Origin of the sequence: Tenacibaculum caenipelagi (assembly GCF_004363005.1) — a bacterium.
GTDB classification, from domain to species: Bacteria; Bacteroidota; Bacteroidia; order Flavobacteriales; family Flavobacteriaceae; genus Polaribacter; species Polaribacter caenipelagi.
Window position 1 is genome coordinate 733,869 of record NZ_SNYH01000001.1, and the last position, 21,602, is coordinate 755,470.

Below are 21,602 nucleotides of genomic sequence, written 5' to 3' on the forward strand. Positions count from 1 at the left end.
TGCAGGTATACATGAAATCACTCTTTACGGTACCTGTAGTGAAACTGTCTCTACAACCGTGGAAATTAAACAACTAGAGGAACTCGCTATTGCCAATGCTGTACCTATTGATATTTGCTTTGGCGCAGGAGACAGTACAGGAAAAATTAATCTGGAATGGAACGGTAGTGTTAACTTCATAGGCATTCAATCTACCTATCCTAATGGAGGAACAGGGTCTAGATCGATCAACCAAGGTCTTGATAATGGGTACACTACCATAGATAACTTTCCTGTAGGTATGCATGAAATCACTCTTTACGGTACCTGTAGTGAAACTGTCTCTACAACCGTGGAAATTAAACAACTGGAATCTACTCTTATTTGTCCAACAGATGCAACAAGAAGTACTGACCCAGGTTCTTGTAATTACGAAATACAAGGTACTGAATTTGACCCTACCTTTGGAAATGACTGTGGAGTATCCTCAATTATAAATGACTTCAATAATGCTAGTTCTCTTAATGGAGCTTCTGTTTCTGACGGAACCACTATCACTTGGACTATTACTTATAATGCTGGAAATACAGAAACCTGTAGCTTTACTATTACAGTAGAAGACAATGAACCACCTATAATTATTTGTCCAGGAAAAGCAACAAGAGATGTAAACCATGACTCTTGTAATTATCGTGTACAGGGTACTGAGTTTGACCCTGCGTACTTAGATATGGATGACAACTGTACGGTAAACTTAATAGTTACCAATAACTATAACAACAGCGACACTTTGGCTGATGAATTATTACCAACAGGAAAAAATAAGATAACCTGGACGGTGACAGATGCTAGTGGAAACCAAACCAGTTGCACTACAACTATTACAATACTGGAAGATGTTGCTCCTACAGCAATTTGCAAAAACGCTACTGTTTATTTAGATGCTAACGGTATGACTACTATTGATAAAAATGATATTGATAATGGTAGTTATGACAATTGTAGTGGTGATTTAACCTTTGCCTTTGATGTAAGTACCTTTGATTGTTCTAATGTTGGTGACAACATTGTAACCATGTTTGTTGCAGATGTAAGTGGAAACTCTACTACTTGCGAAACCACAGTAACTGTTATTGATAATATGGCACCAACTCCAGATGTAACTCCTTTACCAGTTGCAACTGCTAAATTACACGTAACAGTTACTCCACCAACAGCTACTGATAATTGTGCAGGTGCGGTTACAGCTACGACTACAGATCCTTTAACATACGATACTCCAGGAAACTATACTATTAACTGGACCTATACCGACAGTTATGGAAATTCTTCAAGCCAAACACAAAATGTGACAGTAGAAGAAGAAAGTAGTGATGCTACTATAAAAAGTGTAACTATAGGCAATACTGATTATACGGATCCTCAAAACACAATATATTATCTAATCGATTGTGATAATACGGATGATTCTATTGAGATTTCTATTGTTACTGAAGCCTTTGCTACAATTACTCCTAGTCATAACTTTTCTGTTACTATACCAAAAGCAGGAATTTATATACAAACAGTAACTGTTACTTCAGAAGACCAAAGTAATACTATAGAATACACCATTGTTATTGAAAAACGTTTTGATTTCTCTGAAATTGTTATTCAGAAATTTGATAATGTGCTTTTAGCGAATAATAATAGCGCTACCAATGGTGGTTATAAATTTGTAGCGTATGAATGGTATAGAAATGGACAGGTAGTTGGAACTAATCAATACTATTCTGTAGGTGACAATGTTACTGATCTTTTAAATCCTTCTGACAACTACTCTTTAAAAGTGACCACTGCAGATGGTGATGTGATTCAAACTTGTACTTTTAATGTAGAATTAAAATATACAAATCAAGCAAATCTATATCCTAATCCTGCTCAAAAAGGAAATGCTATAACAGTAAATGTAGATCTTGCACAAGAGGAATTAAAACAAATGCAAATAAGTGTTTATTCACTTTCAGGAAAATTGATTAAACAGGTACAATCTTCTTCGAGAAGTACCATAATTCCACTTTCTGAAAAGCTTGCTTCTGCAACTTACATTGTAAGAATTCAAACTCCTAATTATAACAAAACACTTAAATTAATAGTTGCCAATTAAACATGTACAAGTATTATCCAATAAAAATGAAAATGAATACATATATAAATCATATTAAATCTATACTTGGAATAACCTTTTGTTTATTAGGATATCAGTATGCTAATACTCAAAATAAAAAACAAGAAATTGCTATGAGTGCTGCCAGCACCATTAGTTTAATCTCTCATAACTTAAATAATGGAGACGCCAAGAATAAAACGGGATATGCTTTTGACCTAAGACATTCTTACTATGTTAATGATAACTGGAGTATAGGACTTGGTGTGGAATTTCAAGCATATAAATCATCAATAGATTTTAAAAATCTTAGTGGTAGTTATACAACCACTGATTATGATAACGAATCTTTTGAATTTAGATATGCTGCCCAAAATTATAACGAATCTCAAAAAATAGGTAAGGTAAACATTCCTTTAACTGTGCAGTATGAAACTACAACAGGTAAATATCGATTTTATGCATTAACAGGGTTAAAGGTAGGTTTTACTACTAGTGCTACCTATCAAACAAATATAGGTACACTTTCTACTAGTGGTTATTACCCTCAATATGATACTGAATTATTTGATCCTGAATTTATGGGCTTTGGCACCTTTAATAATATTAAAACTACCAAACAAGATTTAGACACTAGAATAGCATGGTCTACAACTCTAGAGTCTGGGGTGAAACATTATTTAAATGAAAAGCAAGCTATTTATGTAGGTTTGTTCTTTGACATCGGGCTAAATTCTATTGCTGATTCTAAACAAAAAGTTTCTAAAGACGAAGTTGTTATATACCCTTCTGGTACCTCTCCAGTAGTTTTACAATATAACGCTGTTTCTAATTCTGAGTATTCAGAAAAAATGAAACTTTCTTCTTTTGGACTAAAAATAAGATATGCCTTTCAAGGGCTCTAGAATTTAGGTTTTATTATCTTATCAAAAAAAGGATTGAACTATAAAGCTCAATCCTTTTTTTGTAAACTTTACAGTTTTCTTTAAATATTTATACAAATCTATTCTTTTATCCTTTCTAAGACTTGACTTGGTATTTTACTTTCCTTACTTTTAGTTTTCATTTGTTCAACATAAACATTATAAGCTTGTTTAGCTTCCTCTTTTTTACCTAAGCCCCAATATGCATCTCCTAAATTAATATATGCAACTGTCCTGTTTGGAAACTCTTTTATGATTACTTCTAGAATATAAACAGCTTCTTCATAAAGCCTCGATTGCTCAAGAAAATAAGCTTTGTCATTAAAAAAAACTAAATTATTTTCATCTACTTTGAGTTGTTTTATAAGGCTAATGTATTTAAAACTACAGTAAGGGATTCGCTCATAGTAGTTCATACTGTTTCCATAGTTTTGAATTAAAATAGTATCTCTGTAATAAGAGCTATTAAATTCATTTGAAAAGCTCATTTCTTTCTCTTTTAAAAATAATTCTCCTTTTTTTTCTACTTTCGAACCTTTAAAAAAAGTATATAAGTATTTTTCTTCCTCCTTATCTATTTTTAACCAAAAGTCACAATCTTCACTAAACTCATCTGGAAAGTATATTCCTTCAACTAAAAAATTCTCCTTTTTATCATCATCCTGAACTTTACCTTGTAATGTTATCTCTAAGGTCGGCTCAGTGTTTTTATCTATTATCTTATTACTTGCCGTACTGTTCTTTTTACATTGAATAAAAAAAACAACTAGAATAAGTGATATTATTATTTTGTTTATAATTTTATTCAATACAAATTTCTAGCTTTTTTATTGTTCAAAATTCATTTTAGAAAGCTCTTTTTTTATTATTTCAGCAGACTTAAACTTAGCATTAACAACTTCACCTTCCTGTATTCCCTCAAACTCAATACCAAAGTGACTATTGATTTCTTCTAGTGAAATAAGTTTATTCTGATTAGGCTTATAGTCATCATAAGCAAAAAATTTATACATTTTCCCTTCTGCCATTTCTCCCAACTTTTGTTTCCAAGAACATAAAACAATAAGTTCTTTTTCTGAATCTTTATCAACATTATAAAAGAAAAAACTTTCAATTACCGCATTTGAACCTTCAGGCTCAAAAGTATCTATTATAGCTTTTTTATATTTTTTTTCTTTATCAAAAATATAAACATAACCATTGACATTTTTACCTAAATTTTCTTCTAATTCTTTATTCTCAAAAACAAAAAACTGTTTCAGTTCCCTTTATCCATTTATTAGATAAAATTATTCCATGATTTAAGGAAGCTTCTTTATAAATACTTTTAATTACTTCTAAACTACTTTTTACTCCTATTGTATCCTGATTTATTTTATCTCCTGTAACCTTAGTGGTCTGGATAAAATCTTTATCCGTCCCAGATTCTCTTTTATTTTTTAAATTCTTTTCACACTTTAAAGGCAATGTGAATAAAAATAATATCAATAAATATCTCATGTATTTCTATCCTCCAAAATCTCCACAATCATGAATCTCTAGTTTTTCTAATTCTTTATTTGTTATATAAAATTTATTGATTTTAAAACCTTCTATTCCATAGAAATTTACATCAAACTCAAAAAACATAAATAGAACTTATTCTACTTTAATTATAAAATAATCTTATTTTTTTGTTTTCTTAAAATAACCTTGGGTATCTATTTTATACTTATTTGTATACATTACTCTTTCAACCTCTTTTTCTTCTTCTAAATCGTAACAAGATTGCTCATCAATAGTTGTAATTGTATAATCTTCATCAATTTCAAAGCTTCTATCCCATCCACATTCATAATTCTTTCCTCCCACAACAATAAGTTTATCTACAGTTTTGTTATTACCGTCTATAGTTTGTAATTCAAAATATGGTAAATAATAATCTTGCTCTTTATTTGAATAAATAAATAAAAGCACTTTATATTTATCATTATTAGGAAATCTCTTATAAAAATATCCTTTCCCTTGATAAGGATATCCGTCTTCCTCTTTTGCGTACAAATCCTCTTTTAATTTAAACTTAGTTTTATCAGAGAATAAAAAATTCAACTCAGATTTCTCATTTATTTCGTTTTTCTGCTTTAGGCTATCAGTAAGAGCAAATAAAAAATCATTATTATAATCATACGAATACTTATAAGGCAATTTTTTAATAGAAACAGTATCCCATTTAAATGTTTGTATATTTTCTACTGGGGGAACTTGAACAAGCTTTTTTTCGTTATCCTTAGATACTTTACAGGAAATAAATAAATAAATGAATAAATAAATAAATAGTCTCATATTAAACCTCTTTAATTTTAGAAAAATCAAATCCAAAAATATGGAGATGATGATAATGACGTACTTTTTCAGTTTTATAATGTTGGGTATGTGGTAATAATGTAGTTTTAGTAATCTTTACTTTTTCTTTTTTCTTTGTTTTAGGATTTAAAACTTCTTTTTCTTCTATAAACCTCTCAAAATTTTCTGATAACATTTTTTTCTCTCTTCCCCACCCAAATTTATATAATGCATTATTAAACTTTACTTGCCTTTCATAATCAAAATGTGAATGTTGTAAATACGTTTGACCACCATCTTTATTGGTACTTAAATATCTGAGATCTCCTGCTTCTCCATTTATGTGGCTAGTACTATTTCCAGGGCTTCCATTAATATCACTAAAACCTGTTGATCCTAAATCTACTATCCCTTCCTCTATCATGGCTCCTATTAAACCAGCAAAACAATCGGGATTTATATAATATCTTTTTTTTGATGTTGACCATTTAACTATACCATAATTCACTTCTTTTGAAGAATACTTATCTAGCTGTCTGGCATCCAACAATAATGTTTTTTCTATTGGATTCTTTTTAATATTTTTCTTTTGCCATTTATCTACTTCAATCAGTTTTGTCTCTCCCAATCTATGTTTATTTCCTTTGGCATCATAATAGTTATATAAAACTTCTTTAGGTTTTTTAATTTTATTCTTTTCAATTTTACCATTACTGTAAATATTATATTCAAGTGTTGAATTATCCTTCAACTCAAACCAATTTCCTTCTCCATAATACCAAAGATTAGGACGATTATCAAAAACCTCTTCATACTTCACTGAAAACCAATCGTTTTTTTCAGGTTCAGCATCCATTGAAATATAAAGTAACGCCTTTTTATCAACCGCTTTATTTAAAGCTTCCCTATATTCTTTATTTCTATCTTCTTTAGTAGATTGTAATTTTACTTTAGCTATTGCTTGATCTATATAGTCTTTTGCATTTGCACAATTTTCTTTTTTAGCAAACTCACCTACTGTAGCTGTAAACAGTAAACTTGCTTGTTTATTACTTTTTTGAGTTACATAAATTCCTTTTTTTACTTCAGCTAAAACCTTTTTATCCCCTCCTTGTTTTAAGTTCATTTTTATTTCTCTACCAGACATGTTCTCTGTTTCTACAACTATATATACCTCATCACCTAAACTCGCACTAGTAAGCTTGGTAAATTTTATTTTTGGTAGAGTTAAAGGAATATCAATACAATCTCCTTTCGTATATGAATCTTTTTCAAGTACTTCTACGATATCATTAACGGTAGTTTGCTGTTTTGATTTTTGTAAAGAGCTCTTTATTTTTTCATAAATAATTGTTGCTATCTTCTCTTTACGAGCTTTAGTACTTGTACTATTGGTTCCTTTAAAAGTGTAACTATGTGTTTCTCCTGTTTTTTCTGAACCTTTAATTTCTTTTTTTGCTAAATAGGCTTTTTTTACTCGTTGGATTTTAATGCCTAAAGTATTGCTTGGTTTTACGATTAGTGTTGCCATAGCTAATTAATTTTGTATTGTTTCTCTTTCTCCTTCTTGCTGAACTACTACACGTAACTTAAGTTTATGTTCGCTACTAGTTACCTTAAAATCTTTTATAATATCGTTTTCGATAACCTTATCATTGTATATAAAATCTTTGGTATGGTTACTTAAATCGATATCAATTGTTTTTCCGATAGCATTTTCTGTTTTCAACACTAAGTACACTTCTTCTCCTGTATGTGGTTCGGCTTGTTTATTGCCTTGTAAATCGGTATAGTAACAAGTAAATCGAGGTGTTGTATCTTCTTTAGCTTTATAAGGTGCAGCTTCTTTTATTGGCACATAGCTTTCTTGCCAATGCTTGATATAACGAGTAGTACTTTTTTGGTTCCAGCTTGAGTTTCTGAAAAATCGATAATCTTGCATTGCAGGCGATATGGTTAGGGTTACATACATGCCTTTTTGGTTACAAAACTTTTCTTGATAATTTATAAGAGTAGCATCTTTAAAACTATACTCAAAAATTTCTAGTCCATCAAAATCATCTTCATAAAAAACTACTTTACCATCTCTTAATTCATACAGGTTAAACGGATAGCGTATTTTCTTATTCTCTCTTCTGTCAGCAATCATCCATTCAATAAAACTGTCATCGTACATTTGCGATTCAAAAGTAACAGAAATAGTTCCTCCCATTAAAGCAGAGGTTGGTTTGCCTTTTACGTCAAAAATTCGATTGTAGTCTAAATTAGTAGCGAAAAGCTCTCTTTCTTCTCCGCATACAAATAATTTTGCTTTAACATTCATCTTTTCAATTTTGCATTTTTTGGGGTTTCACCTTCTTTTTTTAGGGCAATAGTTCTGAAGGTATAAAGAATACTTCTTTTTTATAGCCTTCTTCTATTTTTTGCAATTTGTTCTTTAAAAATAACTCTTCTAAGTTATTTATTTTTTCGTACTGCTGAAAATAAAATTTTTCAAAACCACTTTTTTCTATTTTTTTTCTGGGCAGCTTATGTACTCGTAAACAATAATATCCTTTGTGATTTAATGGTATTCCTGATTTAAAATAAAATAAATCGGCTATGGTAGTTTTTCTACCCAAAATATATCTGTAGGCAGCTTTGTTTACTATTTTTATTTGTTTTTGGTAAAGCCGTTTCATTATTCTTCTCTTTTTTCTTGTAAGAGGCTTTGCCATTTGAGGAAATGTGCTGCGATAATTTTCTATCAATGCTAGAATTTCATCTTTATCGAGTATATATCCTTTTTTAAGAATACTATCATTAAGTAATGTTACTTTTTGATAAAGTACCTCATGTAAATTATTTCTACTTAATTGAAAAAGCCTTAAACTATCGGTAGCTAACTCTTTATATTTTATTTTTATAGCAGCTGTTGGTTTACTTCTTAAAACCCCAAGTTTTTTATTAAAATAATTTAATGACGAAATAAGTTTTCGGTTTGTTAAGTTTGATCTTTCTAAAATAGAATCTATCGTTTTTTCTAAAGATACTGGTGTTAATGAATTTTCAATACCAGGAAAAACAATCCCTCCATTAAACAAACTATTATCAGGCGCATCGTATATATAAACATTATCTTCATCTGTAGATATATTCTTTAAAATATTATGCTCTACAATGATTTTATTATCTACAATAAAATTTTTAATGAACTCATTATAAAATTTCCCTGTTTTATACAAAAACTCCTTACTCCCTAATATATAATTTTGAGATCGAGCACTTTTATCACTATCTAGTTGAGCAAAAACAATTTTGGGTGATTTTTTAGCTATCTTTTCAAAAAAAGAATCTTTTTCCTTACTTATATCATTGCTATTTTCTTTACTTGACGCGATTATAAAAATGTTGTTTTCGAAACGTTTTTTTTCATCAGAAAAGTTATCTATTGCATAATCAACTGCTTTAGGTATAGACATTTTTGTTGTTTCATACTCAACGTTTAAGTTATTTTCACCTGTTTCTATAAAAGATTCTATAAAGTTGATCCATTCAGAAAAAGAGGTTGATTTATGAAATACAGAAGCCCCTTTTTTATCTATTAAAATTGCAGAAAAATTATATTGAATATCAGAAGAAGCTTTAAATAAAGATATATACAAACTTTGTAACGAGTTAAGTATTTTTTTTAAATGCTCACTATCTTCATTTTTAGAAATAAAGTGAAGGTTTACGACTTTAGATTCCTCTTTCATAAACTTTATTTCTTTTGTATAAAAACTATTCCCTTTTACATTAATTAACTTGTTTTCATTATGATTCCAAACATGTACTGGTGCAATTAAATCATTCGTTATATCTGCTTTTAAATTTTTAGACCCCGTATATAAATACTTTGAATAAATGTCCTCTCCCGCAAGTTTTATAGTGTCTTTATTACTAACAGCTAATAAACTATCTGTTTTTTTTATAACATATACTTGATTTTGACCGATACGTTTTATTAAATTTGATGGTATCCAACCCACAGTTTGAGAAATAGAGTCTTTTAAAATGGGTTGATCAGATATAAAAACTGCTTTTCCTTTTTCATCATATTTATAGGCATATACGACTTGATTTGACAGCAATTTTTTAGCTGACTTAATTTTAAAAAATGGGTCTTTAAATACATTAACCGAATCGACCTTCATATATGGTTCTAAATCAAAAAGTCTCAAAACTTTATCGGTTCCTACCTTATATTTTATAGGTCTATTATTACAAGTTTCAAGAAAAGAATGATTATAATTAATTACATTATTTTTAGGTATCCATCCTAAATATTCTACTTGTTCCTTGTCTTTAAAATTATATTTATCACCATAAAACATGGAAAAAATTCCTTTTGGTTTCCCTATCTGTTCGGGATTAGCAACCACTACTTCGTAAGAATTTTCTTTTTCGTTAATTACATATAACGGTGTAAGTAAGCCCTTCTTTTTAAATTTTTCTTGTACATATGGGCCTTTATAAAAAGAGTTGTTTTCTCGATCTGAAAAAACCATTTTTACAGACTCATCATACTTTATATCAACTTTTTTTAAATAGTTAAATTTACCTCCTTTTACTTTTTCTATTTTTTCATAACTTCCTATGGTTTGAGAAATAATAGAAGAAGAATATAGAGAAAGGAGTAAAACAAACAGTTTTAATTTGATATGCTTTGTTATCGTAATAAGCTTTGTGTTACATTTAGTCTTTTGAAACATTTAATTGTATCTATTTCAACTTTATTAATAATTATTTTACTTCTTCTCTTATTTTCTAGATAGTGTAACCCTTGACAATAGCTAAAAAAGTCATTATATCTCCCTCCATTCACAATTACTAGTATATCTTCTGCTTGGTTACATGTGTAATTGTTTTTAATATAGTTTAGGTTTTTATAAAAGGTACTTCTGTCAGTAACCTTACTATCTGCAATTGCTTGAAGTCTTTTTTTAATATCATTTTGTACCACCCCCAAAGAATCAACTTTTTCTAATTCTTCTACTTTTTCAAATCGGGGTAGAATTCTTATATAATGATAAATAGGGTATTTTAAAGTGTTTGTTTGAAGTTTCACTCTGTAATCACCTGGTTTTGTGTACCTATAGATTACTTGTTTTTCATAGGCATCAACTGTACCTGTTTCTCCAAACTCCCAGTACCATGTATTAACCCCCTTACCTTCAGTAAAAAACACTAGTTCTTCTCCCGCATATCCTTCATCAACACCATGTATTTTTACTAACGAATCTCTAGGAGATATTTTAGGCAAAGAAACAACCCCTATTTTTTTGGATGCTATAAATTTATTATTTACGGCAATTGACACTAAGTATTTTCCTTTCTTAGGATACTTATAGTTAATGTTACCTGCTTTTACAATAGAATCTCCATTACCCAAATGCCAAACTACATCTCTTCCGTTAACTAAGGTTGTATCATTTAAAAGAAAAAATAATTTTTCTCCAACCTCAAACTGATAGTTGTTATTAGATTCTGATATATAAAAATCTAGATTACTAAGTCTTGATTTATATGGTATAAAGATTGCTAGAATTAGTAGTAATAAAGCAATAAAAATTAATATTGCTAGCTTAAGTTTATTAGACATTTTTTCTAGATTTAAATATTTGCTTTACATTCTTCTAAGTTCTCTTTTAGAACTTTGTTGTTTCTTTTTAGTGCGTTGAATTCTTCACTTAAATCAAAAAACATTTTGAGAATTTTTGATGATTGTACCGCAAAAATGTATCTGTTATTCATGTCATTATCTCGATACACTCTTTTATATTGTTGTATTTCCTTATCTAGTTCGTCTAACACTTGGATTTGAATTACATCAAAAGGGATTTCTTGTATCTTTTTGTGGGTATTCTTAATGTTTTTAGTATAATTTTCTTGTACTTCAAAAACTTCTTCAGAAGCATTTATACTATTAAGTAATTCTTTACTCTCAACAACAGGTACTTTAAAAATAAACTTTGTGAGTATTATAAATACTCCTGTTGACAGTATTAAAAACAGCAAAAAAAACCTTATTTTTTCCCAAAAAACTTCATACTTGTCCATAACACTATTCTCTATTTAAATCTTTATACTTTTCTCTACATTTTTCTAATTGTTCTTTATTCGCCTCCCTTTTATCAACCTCTTTATTATAATTTTCTAATAGCGATTGTATGTTTCTTATTTCAGATAAGAATTCTCCATAAACTTTATAATAACGGTTTTCAATTTTTGTGCTATCAATATCTTCTCTTATTTCAACTCTGGCATCTGTAATGATTCTTTGCATTTGCCTGTACTCTCCTATATTTCTTCTCTTATTTTTTAAACTATATAAATTTTTAAAAAGCTCTTCCATCTTAAAATTCAACATTGCTTGCTTCTTGAAAACATCGTTATAATGCGCCTGTTTGTCTTCTATAAGCCCCACGCCTTTGTCTGCAATTACTAGCGTAACATAAAAACAACAGAATAGAATTACAGTTGTAAAAGAAAATGATAAAAAAAACCTAGAGATTTGTTTTCTCCTATCTTTATAATTTAAAGCTTTCATAACAATTCTTTATTAATCAATTATACTCCAAGTAGTATTTCTCCCCTTACTTCCGCTAAATTGACTTATTGATTCTTCATTGATTACAATGTTATCTTTTCTTTGTCCTATATATTCTAGTTCGCTCATTTTTTTAAAAATACGTTCTAACATAGTTACAAACTTATTCAACACACCAAATGTTTCTGAAATCTCAATATGATTATACTTAACATTAACAGTGTCTGCTATTATGTCTAGAATATATGAAGGTTTAATATCTGTCCATTGATAATAATACTGTAGTAATTCCTCTTTCTCTTTATCGTTCATAATACTTAAACAAATTGAAAGTTTATTTGCTAAAACAACTAATCTATCTACCAAATAGATTGGAGATCTTTTAAATGAAAGATTTTCTAAATTGAATATATTATCACTGTAATATTCTTGTAGTATTTCGCAAATTGAGAATGTATTTATAACCAGTTTATTATTATTCTTTTGTTCATTATTTTTTTTAAAAACCTTAACTGTATAATTTTTAACACTAATAAGAACTTGTAATAATCCTTTACTAAAATCTTCTAATTGTTCATTCGCCGACAGGTTAACCACTGGAGGAATATAATCTTGGTCAATTGAAAACAATCCATTAACCCACAAAATTTTTGATACTACTAAGAAGTGTTCTTTTAAAAAACTTGTATTTATTTTTGAAACCGGCACAGTATGCAATTTTAACTTAGGTAGTACATGTGGGTGGTGTAAAGGCAAAACTTCAGGATCAGGCATTCCAACAGGCAAATACTCAAAAGGAGACAATGTTAAGATTACATAAAACTCTTCGCTTTCTGTTTTATCAAAATCTGAGGTTTTTAAAGTTACAGAAGGTGAATCTTCTCCGTATAAATTAGGATGATAAATAATTCTATACCCCCCCTGCGTAATAGCATTACAAGATTTGAGTTTAATTATTAAAGAATTATCTCCATCTGTTAAAGCTTCTAATTGTAAATTTTCGAAGTTACTTGTTTTCTCTGTTAATCCATATTCATAACTTTTAAGACAAACCGAACTATAATCTTTAATAGTTTCTATGACATTATTATAACTTTTAAAAAAATGTTCTGCTGATATTTTAACTCCATCAGTCCAATTTACGGGTAAATGATTCATCTTCTTATTCATCCTCAATAGTATTTATTGTTGTTCTTCTAATATAAATAGTTTGCTTATTTCTTATTTTGTTAAACCTTCCATCCTTTTCTGCATCTAAAACTTTTGTAAAAAGAGGAACGTTAAACCACTTATTGGTGTAAAATATCCAGCCAATAGGTTCTCCTTCTATAAATGTATCAATCATTCTGTCTGGAAATCTAAAATTCTGATCTTCAACAAAACGGTTAAACCATCTACCTACTGAAACTTCTAACGGTAATTTTACCGAAAAGGAACTATAATTTACATCACCTGGATTTCTTTTGATCTTAACCGTAACTTGAATTAATTTAAATACATCTACATTATCCCAATACATACTATTGGCTTCGTCATTTGAAACACTCCAGGCCTTGTAAAATGGTTTTGATATATTTAAGAAATAACTTAACGTCATGTTGTATAAAAAGGGTAAAACAAACCAGACTACAGATAACATAGCCCAAATGGCGTAAGGAAGCCCGCTTATTTTTTCAAAAATCAAGTAGTACAACCATCCAGAAAGAATTATTATTATAAAAATAAAAAATAGTGTATGGAATTTATTGTCAATTCCTATTGACTTATAAAACTTTGTATTTGTAAAAAAGGTAAAGAAAACGCCCAAAAAAACATAACATAAAACTGTAAGCATCAAACCTATCCATACAAATTCATATTTTAATACACTGATAAAAACGGGGGCTATGAGTATAAGAGTTGTTAACAATATTAAAACTATTGCCTTTTTAATATTAAACGCCTTTTTTGTTTTTATGATATTATTTAAAACTACTAATGAAATAGTAGCTATTAATGGTGCTAAAAGAAATTTTAAAAAATATACTATTATTATATTCATAATATTTTTTTTAATTTAAATACGAATTGTACCCTAAAAACTTCTCAGATAAAATAAAGCCTTGAGTAGGGTTTGATTTAAAAGTAATGTTAATTTTCCTTGATGAAATTAGAAAAAAGCTTAAGACTTCCTTTATCATTAAAGTATTCCTTTCTAAGGTTTTAAAATTTTCAATATCATTTTCTAATTGAACTTCAACCTTTACATCATCTATCTCACTATATACTTGTCCACTTAAACCTAAATCGACACCTAAAACGGCATCTCCTAAGCTTAAAAAAGGAGATTCATTAATAACACTAGGCACATAATCAATCTTTACTTTAAGTCCTAATACCGTATGTATTAACTTTTCAAGTTCTGGTAGATTTTCTTTAAAAACTTCTGATTTACATAGATTAAGAAACAACTTATAAAATGATTCATCAGAAATTAACAAATCAGCATTAACTATTTGTTTGAAAATATCTACTAAGTTCTTTTTGGATCTCTTATCTGAAAAAAAATTTAAACTCCTATTGTTAATTTTTACCTTTTCTTTAAAAATTTCAGTATCAAAAAATGTAAAGAAATCAAGATCCCTTTTTTCTTTTTCTCTATTCTTACGAATAGTATTTACGACCTCTTTTTTATTGCTTGAATTCACCCCTAAAGAAAGTGGGTAAAAAAATATTTCTGGCAATTGGTGATATATGCTGCTTTTACTTAAATGCACAACTATATTCTCCTTGAAATCTACATCTTGTGAAGTAAAAACTGAGTCGACATATAAAACATCTTTAGATTGAGCTCTAGCGTTCATCCCATGATTTTTGACAATCAAGGTATCTAGAATATTTTTGTCTAATAAGTACTCCAATTCCCCAACAAAAGCCTCTGCAATAAAATCAGATGCCATGTTACGAACAAGTTCTTCAATTACTATATAATCCTCTTTTACAACAGCTCCCATACAAGATTCTCGTTTTTATGATCTAGTAAAACATGATCGCCTTTTTTTACCTGTTCAGAGACTATCATTCTAGACATCGCTTTCTTAACATAGGTTCTTACTACACCTGCAATAGGTCTTGCTCCATATTTTTGTGAGTATCCTTTTTTTGATAAAAACATTAAGGCATCTTCAGAAATATCTAATTCTATTTGTTTTTGCTGTTCTAATTGCTTTTTTAGCTTATTAAAGTGTAGTGCTAAAATATCTTGTGCAACTTTTTGGTTAATTGGAGCAAAAGGAACTACTTCTGTTAACCTTCCTAAAAATTCAGGCCTAAAATATTGCGCCATTACCTCTATTAGCTCATTAGAGGTTGGAGTTTTTCCTTCTGTTATTTGTTCTGCTATCCATTGACTTCCTATGTTCGATGTAAAAATAATTATCGCATTCGAAAAATCTCCTTCTCTTCCTAATTTATCATGAATAACTCCTTCATCCATTAACTGAAGAAAAACATCATAAACCGAGCTATGTGCTTTTTCTATTTCATCAAAAAGAACTACTGAATAAGGGCGTTGTCTTATTTTTGTTACCAACATCCCTCCTTCTTCATAACCTACATAACCTGGAGGTGCTCCGTAAAGCAAGGCTGCAGAATGTTCTTCTTTAAATTCAGACATATCAAAACGAATCATTGCATTTTCATCATCAAACAACAATTCTGCTAACGATTTTGTCAATTCTGTTTTCCCTGTACCTGTAGGGCCTAAAAAGAAAAAAGAACCTATTGGTTGTTTAGGGTTGCTAAGTCCACTTCGTGATTCAATAATAGCATCTGAGAGTGTTTGAATAGCATTAGATTGCCCTTTAACTCTTTCTTTTAATTTTTCATCAATAGTTAAAAGTCGTTCTTTCTCTTCTGTTTGAATTTTTCCTAAAGGAATTCCTGTTATTTCTGATACAACAGCTTCAATATCCATTTCACTTACTGTATCTATGCTGTCATTCGCTAACTCCTTTAAAGCTGATAAGAAACCATCAATCTTTGCAACCTCTTCCTCTAAATTTTGATTATCGGGCAATAGTTGGAATGATTTATTAACTCTTGACGTTTGAATAACACTTACTTTTCTATATATCGTATTTAACGCTAATTGCAAATCAGAAAAATTGAACTTTTCTGAATCTTTTATCTCTTTAAAATTCTTTTCTATTTTATCTACTTCTTCAGTAACGGTAGCATTACTCATTTTTACTGCAGCTACAGTTTTATCGATTAAATCTATAGCTCCGTAAGGAAGTTTCTTTTCTTTAAAATACCTCTTAGATAGGTGAATTGTTTCTTCTATAGCTTTATCAGATATCTTAATGCTAAAATGTTCTTCTAATCTTTTCTTATGTTTATGCAAGCATTTCAACATTTCAACTTCTCCAAGTTCTTCTAACTTTAGTACTTCTAACTTGCTATTAATTGAATGTTTTTCTAAATTTTTTCTGTATGAGTCTGCATTAATTGTAAAAATCATATTAATTTTCCCTTCACTCAACTGGGCATTTAATATGTTTACAATAGCGTTTGCCTTACCTGTAGAGTTTTCAAGTAACACATGAAGATCATCTATAACTAATATCGAAGGAACATTAATAGATTCTAGTTTAGAAAAAAGTTCAGATACTTTTTTATTCGCTTCATTTTCTGAACCAGCACTTGCTAACAATCTTGGTACATTCAATTTAAAAACTAAATGACTTTTTAAATATTCATCCGTACTATAACTAAGCTCTCTTACAAAGTAATTTATTGTAGCTGTCTTACCTATTCCTGAATCTCCTACTAAAATAACTCCTTTGCTTTCTGATCTTTCAAAATTTTCTAATGTTAATCTTACTTCTTTTTCTCTTCCTAAGATTAGCTTTCCTTTTTGAATTACTTCTTCTGTTTGTAGGTTGTCTATATAAGAGTTTATAGTAGAAACATCTCCTTTAAAATCTGATTCTATAAAAACAGGTTCATTTGCATTATAATGTTTTAGAACCTCTTGTTCAGTTATTCCGAGAGTTTCTATTTGTTGACTAGAATATACAACTCCGTCTCTTATAACTGCTGCGAAAACACAAAGCGCATCTATATTATCTGTTCCTAATTTAATTTTTGAGCGTTCTGACTCTTCAAAAACTTTAACAACCTCATCATCTGGGCGCACGTCTTCTGTTCCTTTAAATGGAGTTGATTTGTACATTTCTTGCATTACTTCAAACCACTCAAGAATATAATTAACGTCTTTTCCCATACCGTTAATTACCTCTTCTAAACCTGTAGGCTCATTAATTAATGCTGTTATTAAATGACAAACACCATAAGTGCTATGATTTTCTTTGTAAGCAATGCTTTTAGCTCTTTTTATACTTGATAAAGTACTTGAGCTGTAATCTCTTTCTATCATCTTTTTTAAATAAAAAATACTTTATAAGTTATATTTGAAACTGATTTTTTTTCTAACTCTTTTTCAAGATAATAACTAAATAATTCTTGCTTTTCTTTAGAAAATAAATTTTTCATAGTTTTTATATGTACTTCTGTAGTTCTTATTAATCCTTTTTTCTTTTCTTTTGAAATGGCTACTCCATCTTTTACATCAACTCTTTCTACAAAACCATCTATTTTACTCTTAACAAAACTCTTAATATCTTCTTTCGTTACAATTCTTTCTCTAGTAAGTAGCCCATATCGCAAACCATTTATTTTATCATGCTCTTCTTTTCTTATATAACCTCCTATAGTTTCTGTTTTTAATGTAATCGTATTGTTTATGAACTTACCCATTCTGTATTGATTAAAAGTATAACTCTTATCAATACCATTTGCTTGGTTTCCGTTAGTTAACCAATATTGATATTCATAATTAAAAGCATCTTTATATGGATATGTTAACAAGAAAGTTTTGTCGTTATTTGCATTTACCTCTCCAAACTCTAAATAAATTTTTTTATCTATCTCGTCAAGTTTTTCATGTAAATCATCTAAATAAGCTTGTATAATATCATAACCTATAGAAGAAAAAGCACTTCCTTCTTCTCTTACTGTTTGCGATGTTTTACTTAACATCGTCTTCGCACTTCTTGTATCAAACCTACCTATATCACCAAAATACAGAGAATACCCTCCCTCAAAACTTTCAGTAGAATTTTTTATAACATTTGTATAATTATTTCCTCTATCATCATTTAAACTTTCAATGTTTAAAAAGTAATCTTCTCCTTTACTTAACATTGATAGTATTCTCCCGTTCTTCCTAAAATTATGTTGTTTATACTCTAATCTTCTATTAACTACAGGGAAAGTATTTAAACTTACATCTATTCCTTCTAATTTATCTTTAGAAAAAACTTCTGGAAGCCTTACTCTAAACCAAAGTAATTTTTCATCTAGGTCTTTAGGCTCAATAAAGAAATTTGCTTGCTCATCAAATAATTCATTTATTGATTTTTTTTCTTTACAAGACTCATTTAAGCCTAACATGTAAAAACAGTCTTCATAAAAAGAAACTACATCGTCAAAATAATGTACCTCTTCATTTTCATTAACCAAAACCTCCCTTTGCAAAGACATTTGATTTCCGTTTACATCATACACTTTCATTGTCTTTAAAAAAGGCAATAATGCACTATCTTTTAAGATAAAAGAGAGAGACAACTCTTTAACTTCATTTAACAAATCATCTGGCATTTCTATACCAAACCAAAGTTCATAATCTTTAATTCTTTCTTCTGATGATAGGTTAAGAGCTTCTTCTATATTACCAATTTTATTCTCATATACCAGCTTATCATCATACCCTATGTATTTTACAGAAGCATTAATAAGTTGCTTTGTTATAATTGGTGTAAAAAAGACATCTAACCTCTCTTCTCCAAAACGCCTTTTAGAGCAATAAAAATGATCAGAGACTTTTAATAGGGTGGTGTTTTCTTCTGGTTGCGCTTTTAATAAAGCGTGTGAAGGAGATGGTAAAGACCATTTATTGTTCACCAATACTCTAGACAATCTATCTAATAATTCTTTATCAGAAAGTTCTATCTGCTGGTGTAGTTTTGAAATTTCATAAGCAAAAGTGTGAAGCATTAAATCTAAAATGGGATCAACATTCCTTTTATCTTTAATACCCCATAATTCCATAGAACGTGTTAACATTCTATCTTTTATTTTCACAAAGTATTCATCTTTCATAGGTGGGGGACCTGCTTTTTTATTTTCTTTTTATTTTCTTTTTATTGTGATAAAGGGCTAATATAAAAAAGTGTGGCGAAATTAAAAGGGGCTTCGGTTTCAACTATGGTTCCAAACACTTTAATTTCTGCCTTTCTCCTTACGTGTACATCTATTGTTTCTGTACTATCATCTATTTCTGAGAGCCGAACACTTACTTGAATATCTTTAAGTCTCGGTTCATATTCAGAAAAAGCGTCATATAAGGAATCTTTAACTTTTTCTTCCCATTTATTAATTTTAACTAATTGATTAAACTCCAAATCCCAAATATCAGAACCATAGTTAGGTCTACCAAAAACTTCTCCTTGTTTTAGGGTAGATATTACCATTAAGTGCTGTGCTATGGATTCTTCAAGAGAGCAATCTAACCTGCCTTTTTCATAATCACCTTTAATTAGACTAGAAAAGTCTAATGGAAGTTTCATGTACTTCATTTCTCTTCTCTTTTCTTTTTTTTTTCGGTAAATATAACTTTTTTAATCAATAATTTACTAGATTCGTATCATAAACAAAAAAAATTATTATGGCAATTTACAATTATGGTATTGGAGGAAATGAAGTAAAAGTTGACGCAAATGAGTCAATTGCTGACATTTCTTCAAACAAAACCCTTTTAATTCAAAAATTAACGGACGAAGCTCCTGCAACCCCCGAGGCAGTTTATGGCTTAGACACTATTCAAGCTGTTTTTGAAAAATTTTCACCATCTGTTCAACTAGAACATATTGATGAAAACGGGGCCGATGTTAAAGAAACTTTAGATTTTAATAATCTGAGTGATTTTAACGTTGAAAATATCAAAGCTAATAGTCCATTTTTAAGCAAATTAGACATTGAAAAAGATCAGTATTTAAGAATCTCTAGACAATTATCTTCAAACAGAGCTTTAATAAAAGCACTAAGTAACCCTGAAACAAGAGATGTATTTATTAAAGTTTTAGAAGAATCAGTTAAAGAAATTGAGCAGTCAGAGAAGTAAAAAAAAATTGATAAAAAGAAAAGATTAAAACATGTCTACACAAGTAAAAACACAAAAATTAGAAGAGAAAAGCATCCAATCTCCAAGTCAAGAGGTTGCAAGTGCTATTGAGGGTATTAAAGAGTATGGAGGATTTTCCTTTATAGAAAACATCGTTGATGGTTACTCTAACTTAAACCCTAAAAGAAAAGCGAGAAAAAACCTTTTCTTAAATGATGAGCAATGGGAAAGTGAAAGAAAAAACTTAAAAAACAGAATTTCTGTTTGGTTAGAAATTTTAAAAAATGGTGAAAGCATTGAAAAAATGTGTGACACCGCTAAAGAAAAAGCTACAAACATTGAAACTGTTTTAAACACTAACCTTAAAAGAACTTTAGATCGTACCAAAGAATTAGAAACTTCGTACAGATCTGTTGCTTTATTTTACAAAAACACAGAGAGTGATAAAGTAAAAAATATCACTATTTTAAATGCTGATTTAAACCAGTTAAAAGATTTAGAAAACCCTCTTTTTATAGACTTTGTATCTAACGAACTTAAACAAAATTTTGACAGGTTAGACTTAAAAGATAACTATTCGATTTTAGTAGTTCCTGGGTATTTAGGTTCTAATGCTGTATTAGACAAATGGTCTAAAATAGCTCATGAAAACAAAGCAGTTTTACTTACCGATTTCCAAGACTTAGAAACAGCCGACGATATTGTTGATATGTTTGCCAATGTAAACCACGCTGGTGGAGAAATATACAAATCAAACACTTTAATGACTTGTAACTGGCTTCTTGGACGTAGAAAGGAAGACTCTGTAGGAGAAGAAGACAACCTATACGTACCACCATCTTCAGCTTTAGCTGGTAAGATATACCACACTTTAATGTCACAAGTTGTTGCTGGTAAAAAGTTTGGAGGTCTTAACGAAGTAGAAAGCGTAAGATTTGATCTTAAAAAGAGTGAAATCTCAGAAATTGAGAAAATGGGACTAGTGCCTATGGTTAATGAGTATAGCAAAGTAATGGCTTTCTCTGCAAAAACATTGTTTAATGGAGACAACTTAGGTTTACAAACCTACTCTGTTGTTCGTGTTTTTGATCATATAACTAAAGTATTATTCGATTTCTTAAACAGAAGAGCTTTTGAAAACTGGAGTTCAAGAACAGAAGCCGATTTACGTCGTCAAATAGTTAAGTTCTTAGATGATATTCAAGGACCTACAAAACTAATTGAACGTTTTAAGGTAATGAAAATAGAACAAGACAGAGATCAAAAAGACAGAGTATTATTAGATATTCATATTACTCCGTATTTCCCAGCAAAAAGTTTTGTTATTCAATTAGACGGACACAAAGGTGATGGTCCTGAAGATGCTGTATGGCATAGTGAATATTTACAACAATAAACACTATAATAATTTATACATAAAAAGAGAGGAATTAATTC

Annotated in this window: 21 protein-coding genes; 4 read left to right on the top strand and 17 right to left on the bottom strand. The window is 29.3% G+C overall.

The window, feature by feature from the left end:
- Both DFQ07_RS03350 and DFQ07_RS03355 read left to right on the top strand, forming a co-directional pair.
- The coding region (locus DFQ07_RS03350; protein WP_166627707.1) for an HYR domain-containing protein at positions 1 to 2,125 on the top strand (2,125 nt) is incomplete at its 5' end.
- Positions 2,126 to 2,157: 32 nt separating this feature from the next.
- A complete protein-coding gene (locus DFQ07_RS03355; protein WP_166627708.1) occupies positions 2,158 to 3,030 on the top strand; it encodes an outer membrane beta-barrel protein in 873 nt (290 codons plus the stop codon).
- Positions 3,031 to 3,128: 98 nt separating this feature from the next.
- On the opposite strand, the gene DFQ07_RS03360 is transcribed toward DFQ07_RS03355, so the two are convergent.
- The 17 genes from DFQ07_RS03360 to DFQ07_RS03435 all read right to left on the bottom strand — a co-directional run bounded on the left by DFQ07_RS03360 (position 3,129) and on the right by DFQ07_RS03435 (position 19,620).
- The gene (locus tag DFQ07_RS03360) at positions 3,129 to 3,857 is read right to left on the bottom strand and encodes a tetratricopeptide repeat protein (protein ID WP_133534857.1); all 729 of its coding nucleotides are present in this window, start codon (positions 3,855 to 3,857) and stop codon (positions 3,129 to 3,131) included.
- Between the two features lie 18 nt (positions 3,858 to 3,875).
- Positions 3,876 to 4,076, bottom strand: a complete 201-nt coding sequence (locus DFQ07_RS03365; RefSeq protein ID WP_133534858.1) for a hypothetical protein — start codon at positions 4,074 to 4,076, stop codon at positions 3,876 to 3,878.
- Positions 4,077 to 4,287: 211 nt separating this feature from the next.
- Positions 4,288 to 4,548, bottom strand: coding sequence for a hypothetical protein (locus tag DFQ07_RS03370; RefSeq protein ID WP_133534859.1), 261 nt, complete (start codon positions 4,546 to 4,548; stop codon positions 4,288 to 4,290).
- A 6-nt stretch (positions 4,549 to 4,554) separates the two neighbouring features.
- Entirely contained in the window at positions 4,555 to 4,677 is a 123-nt protein-coding gene (locus DFQ07_RS15815; RefSeq protein WP_262708946.1) for a hypothetical protein, read from the bottom strand.
- A gap of 36 nt (positions 4,678 to 4,713) precedes the next feature.
- Positions 4,714 to 5,370 carry a hypothetical protein gene (locus DFQ07_RS03375; protein ID WP_133534860.1) on the bottom strand — a complete coding sequence of 219 codons (657 nt, stop codon included), beginning with the start codon at positions 5,368 to 5,370 and terminating at the stop codon, positions 4,714 to 4,716.
- A gap of 1 nt (position 5,371) precedes the next feature.
- Positions 5,372 to 6,901: a hypothetical protein gene (locus DFQ07_RS03380; RefSeq protein ID WP_133534861.1), complete on the bottom strand. Its 1,530-nt coding sequence runs from the start codon at positions 6,899 to 6,901 to the stop codon at positions 5,372 to 5,374.
- Between the two features lie 6 nt (positions 6,902 to 6,907).
- Complete coding sequence (gene tssD / locus DFQ07_RS03385) at positions 6,908 to 7,693, bottom strand: type VI secretion system tube protein TssD (RefSeq protein WP_133534862.1); 786 nt, start codon at positions 7,691 to 7,693, stop codon at positions 6,908 to 6,910.
- A 40-nt stretch (positions 7,694 to 7,733) separates the two neighbouring features.
- Positions 7,734 to 10,103 (bottom strand): type VI secretion system protein TssR domain-containing protein, encoded by a 2,370-nt coding sequence (gene tssR / locus DFQ07_RS03390; RefSeq protein WP_133534863.1) that lies wholly within the window; start codon positions 10,101 to 10,103, stop codon positions 7,734 to 7,736.
- On the bottom strand, positions 10,061 to 10,993 hold the full coding sequence (locus DFQ07_RS03395) for a PKD domain-containing protein (RefSeq protein WP_133534864.1): 933 nt from the start codon (positions 10,991 to 10,993) through the stop codon (positions 10,061 to 10,063). The genes tssR and DFQ07_RS03395 overlap by 43 nt, the downstream gene beginning before the upstream one ends.
- Positions 10,994 to 11,004: 11 nt before the next feature.
- On the bottom strand, positions 11,005 to 11,451 hold the full coding sequence (gene tssO / locus DFQ07_RS03400) for a type VI secretion system TssO (protein ID WP_166627709.1): 447 nt from the start codon (positions 11,449 to 11,451) through the stop codon (positions 11,005 to 11,007).
- A 4-nt stretch (positions 11,452 to 11,455) separates the two neighbouring features.
- On the bottom strand, positions 11,456 to 11,941 hold the full coding sequence (tssO, locus tag DFQ07_RS03405; protein WP_133534866.1) for a type VI secretion system TssO: 486 nt from the start codon (positions 11,939 to 11,941) through the stop codon (positions 11,456 to 11,458).
- A 12-nt stretch (positions 11,942 to 11,953) separates the two neighbouring features.
- Positions 11,954 to 13,111, bottom strand: coding sequence for a hypothetical protein (locus DFQ07_RS03410; protein WP_133534867.1), 1,158 nt, complete (start codon positions 13,109 to 13,111; stop codon positions 11,954 to 11,956).
- A complete protein-coding gene (locus DFQ07_RS03415) occupies positions 13,104 to 13,982 on the bottom strand; it encodes a TssN family type VI secretion system protein (protein WP_133534868.1) in 879 nt (292 codons plus the stop codon). The genes DFQ07_RS03410 and DFQ07_RS03415 overlap by 8 nt, the downstream gene beginning before the upstream one ends.
- Positions 13,983 to 13,992: 10 nt before the next feature.
- The gene (locus DFQ07_RS03420; RefSeq protein ID WP_133534869.1) at positions 13,993 to 14,934 is read right to left on the bottom strand and encodes a hypothetical protein; all 942 of its coding nucleotides are present in this window, start codon (positions 14,932 to 14,934) and stop codon (positions 13,993 to 13,995) included.
- Positions 14,919 to 17,360: an AAA family ATPase gene (locus tag DFQ07_RS03425; protein WP_133534870.1), complete on the bottom strand. Its 2,442-nt coding sequence runs from the start codon at positions 17,358 to 17,360 to the stop codon at positions 14,919 to 14,921. Before DFQ07_RS03425 ends, DFQ07_RS03420 begins: the two co-directional genes overlap by 16 nt.
- Positions 17,361 to 17,365: 5 nt before the next feature.
- Complete coding sequence (locus DFQ07_RS03430) at positions 17,366 to 19,144, bottom strand: type VI secretion system baseplate subunit TssF (protein ID WP_133534871.1); 1,779 nt, start codon at positions 19,142 to 19,144, stop codon at positions 17,366 to 17,368.
- Positions 19,145 to 19,185: 41 nt separating this feature from the next.
- Entirely contained in the window at positions 19,186 to 19,620 is a 435-nt protein-coding gene (locus DFQ07_RS03435; RefSeq protein ID WP_133534872.1) for a GPW/gp25 family protein, read from the bottom strand.
- A gap of 89 nt (positions 19,621 to 19,709) precedes the next feature.
- On the opposite strand from DFQ07_RS03435, the gene DFQ07_RS03440 reads away from it, so the two are divergent.
- Together DFQ07_RS03440 and DFQ07_RS03445 are read left to right on the top strand one after the other, a co-directional pair.
- Positions 19,710 to 20,165 carry a hypothetical protein gene (locus DFQ07_RS03440; protein ID WP_133534873.1) on the top strand — a complete coding sequence of 152 codons (456 nt, stop codon included), beginning with the start codon at positions 19,710 to 19,712 and terminating at the stop codon, positions 20,163 to 20,165.
- Positions 20,166 to 20,196: 31 nt separating this feature from the next.
- A complete protein-coding gene (locus DFQ07_RS03445; RefSeq protein ID WP_133534874.1) occupies positions 20,197 to 21,561 on the top strand; it encodes a DUF5458 family protein in 1,365 nt (454 codons plus the stop codon).
- Positions 21,562 to 21,602 lie beyond the last annotated feature (41 nt).

Bases quoted from the DNA above. Each gene is read 5' to 3' on its own strand.
- DFQ07_RS03355 (WP_166627708.1), top strand. From the start codon at position 2,158: ATGAATACATATATAAATCATATTAAATCTATACTTGGAATAACCTTT.
- DFQ07_RS03365 (WP_133534858.1), bottom strand. From the start codon at position 4,076: ATGGCAGAAGGGAAAATGTATAAATTTTTTGCTTATGATGACTATAAG.
- DFQ07_RS03370 (WP_133534859.1), bottom strand. From the start codon at position 4,548: ATGAGATATTTATTGATATTATTTTTATTCACATTGCCTTTAAAGTGT.
- DFQ07_RS15815 (WP_262708946.1), bottom strand. From the start codon at position 4,677: ATGTTTTTTGAGTTTGATGTAAATTTCTATGGAATAGAAGGTTTTAAA.
- DFQ07_RS03375 (WP_133534860.1), bottom strand. From the start codon at position 5,370: ATGAGACTATTTATTTATTTATTCATTTATTTATTTATTTCCTGTAAA.
- DFQ07_RS03380 (WP_133534861.1), bottom strand. From the start codon at position 6,901: ATGGCAACACTAATCGTAAAACCAAGCAATACTTTAGGCATTAAAATC.
- tssD (WP_133534862.1), bottom strand. From the start codon at position 7,693: ATGAATGTTAAAGCAAAATTATTTGTATGCGGAGAAGAAAGAGAGCTT.
- tssR (WP_133534863.1), bottom strand. From the start codon at position 10,103: ATGTTTCAAAAGACTAAATGTAACACAAAGCTTATTACGATAACAAAG.
- DFQ07_RS03395 (WP_133534864.1), bottom strand. From the start codon at position 10,993: ATGTCTAATAAACTTAAGCTAGCAATATTAATTTTTATTGCTTTATTA.
- tssO (WP_166627709.1), bottom strand. From the start codon at position 11,451: ATGGACAAGTATGAAGTTTTTTGGGAAAAAATAAGGTTTTTTTTGCTG.
- tssO (WP_133534866.1), bottom strand. From the start codon at position 11,941: ATGAAAGCTTTAAATTATAAAGATAGGAGAAAACAAATCTCTAGGTTT.
- DFQ07_RS03410 (WP_133534867.1), bottom strand. From the start codon at position 13,111: ATGAATAAGAAGATGAATCATTTACCCGTAAATTGGACTGATGGAGTT.
- DFQ07_RS03415 (WP_133534868.1), bottom strand. From the start codon at position 13,982: ATGAATATAATAATAGTATATTTTTTAAAATTTCTTTTAGCACCATTA.
- DFQ07_RS03420 (WP_133534869.1), bottom strand. From the start codon at position 14,934: ATGGGAGCTGTTGTAAAAGAGGATTATATAGTAATTGAAGAACTTGTT.
- DFQ07_RS03425 (WP_133534870.1), bottom strand. From the start codon at position 17,360: ATGATAGAAAGAGATTACAGCTCAAGTACTTTATCAAGTATAAAAAGA.
- DFQ07_RS03430 (WP_133534871.1), bottom strand. From the start codon at position 19,144: ATGAAAGATGAATACTTTGTGAAAATAAAAGATAGAATGTTAACACGT.
- DFQ07_RS03435 (WP_133534872.1), bottom strand. From the start codon at position 19,620: ATGAAGTACATGAAACTTCCATTAGACTTTTCTAGTCTAATTAAAGGT.
- DFQ07_RS03440 (WP_133534873.1), top strand. From the start codon at position 19,710: ATGGCAATTTACAATTATGGTATTGGAGGAAATGAAGTAAAAGTTGAC.
- DFQ07_RS03445 (WP_133534874.1), top strand. From the start codon at position 20,197: ATGTCTACACAAGTAAAAACACAAAAATTAGAAGAGAAAAGCATCCAA.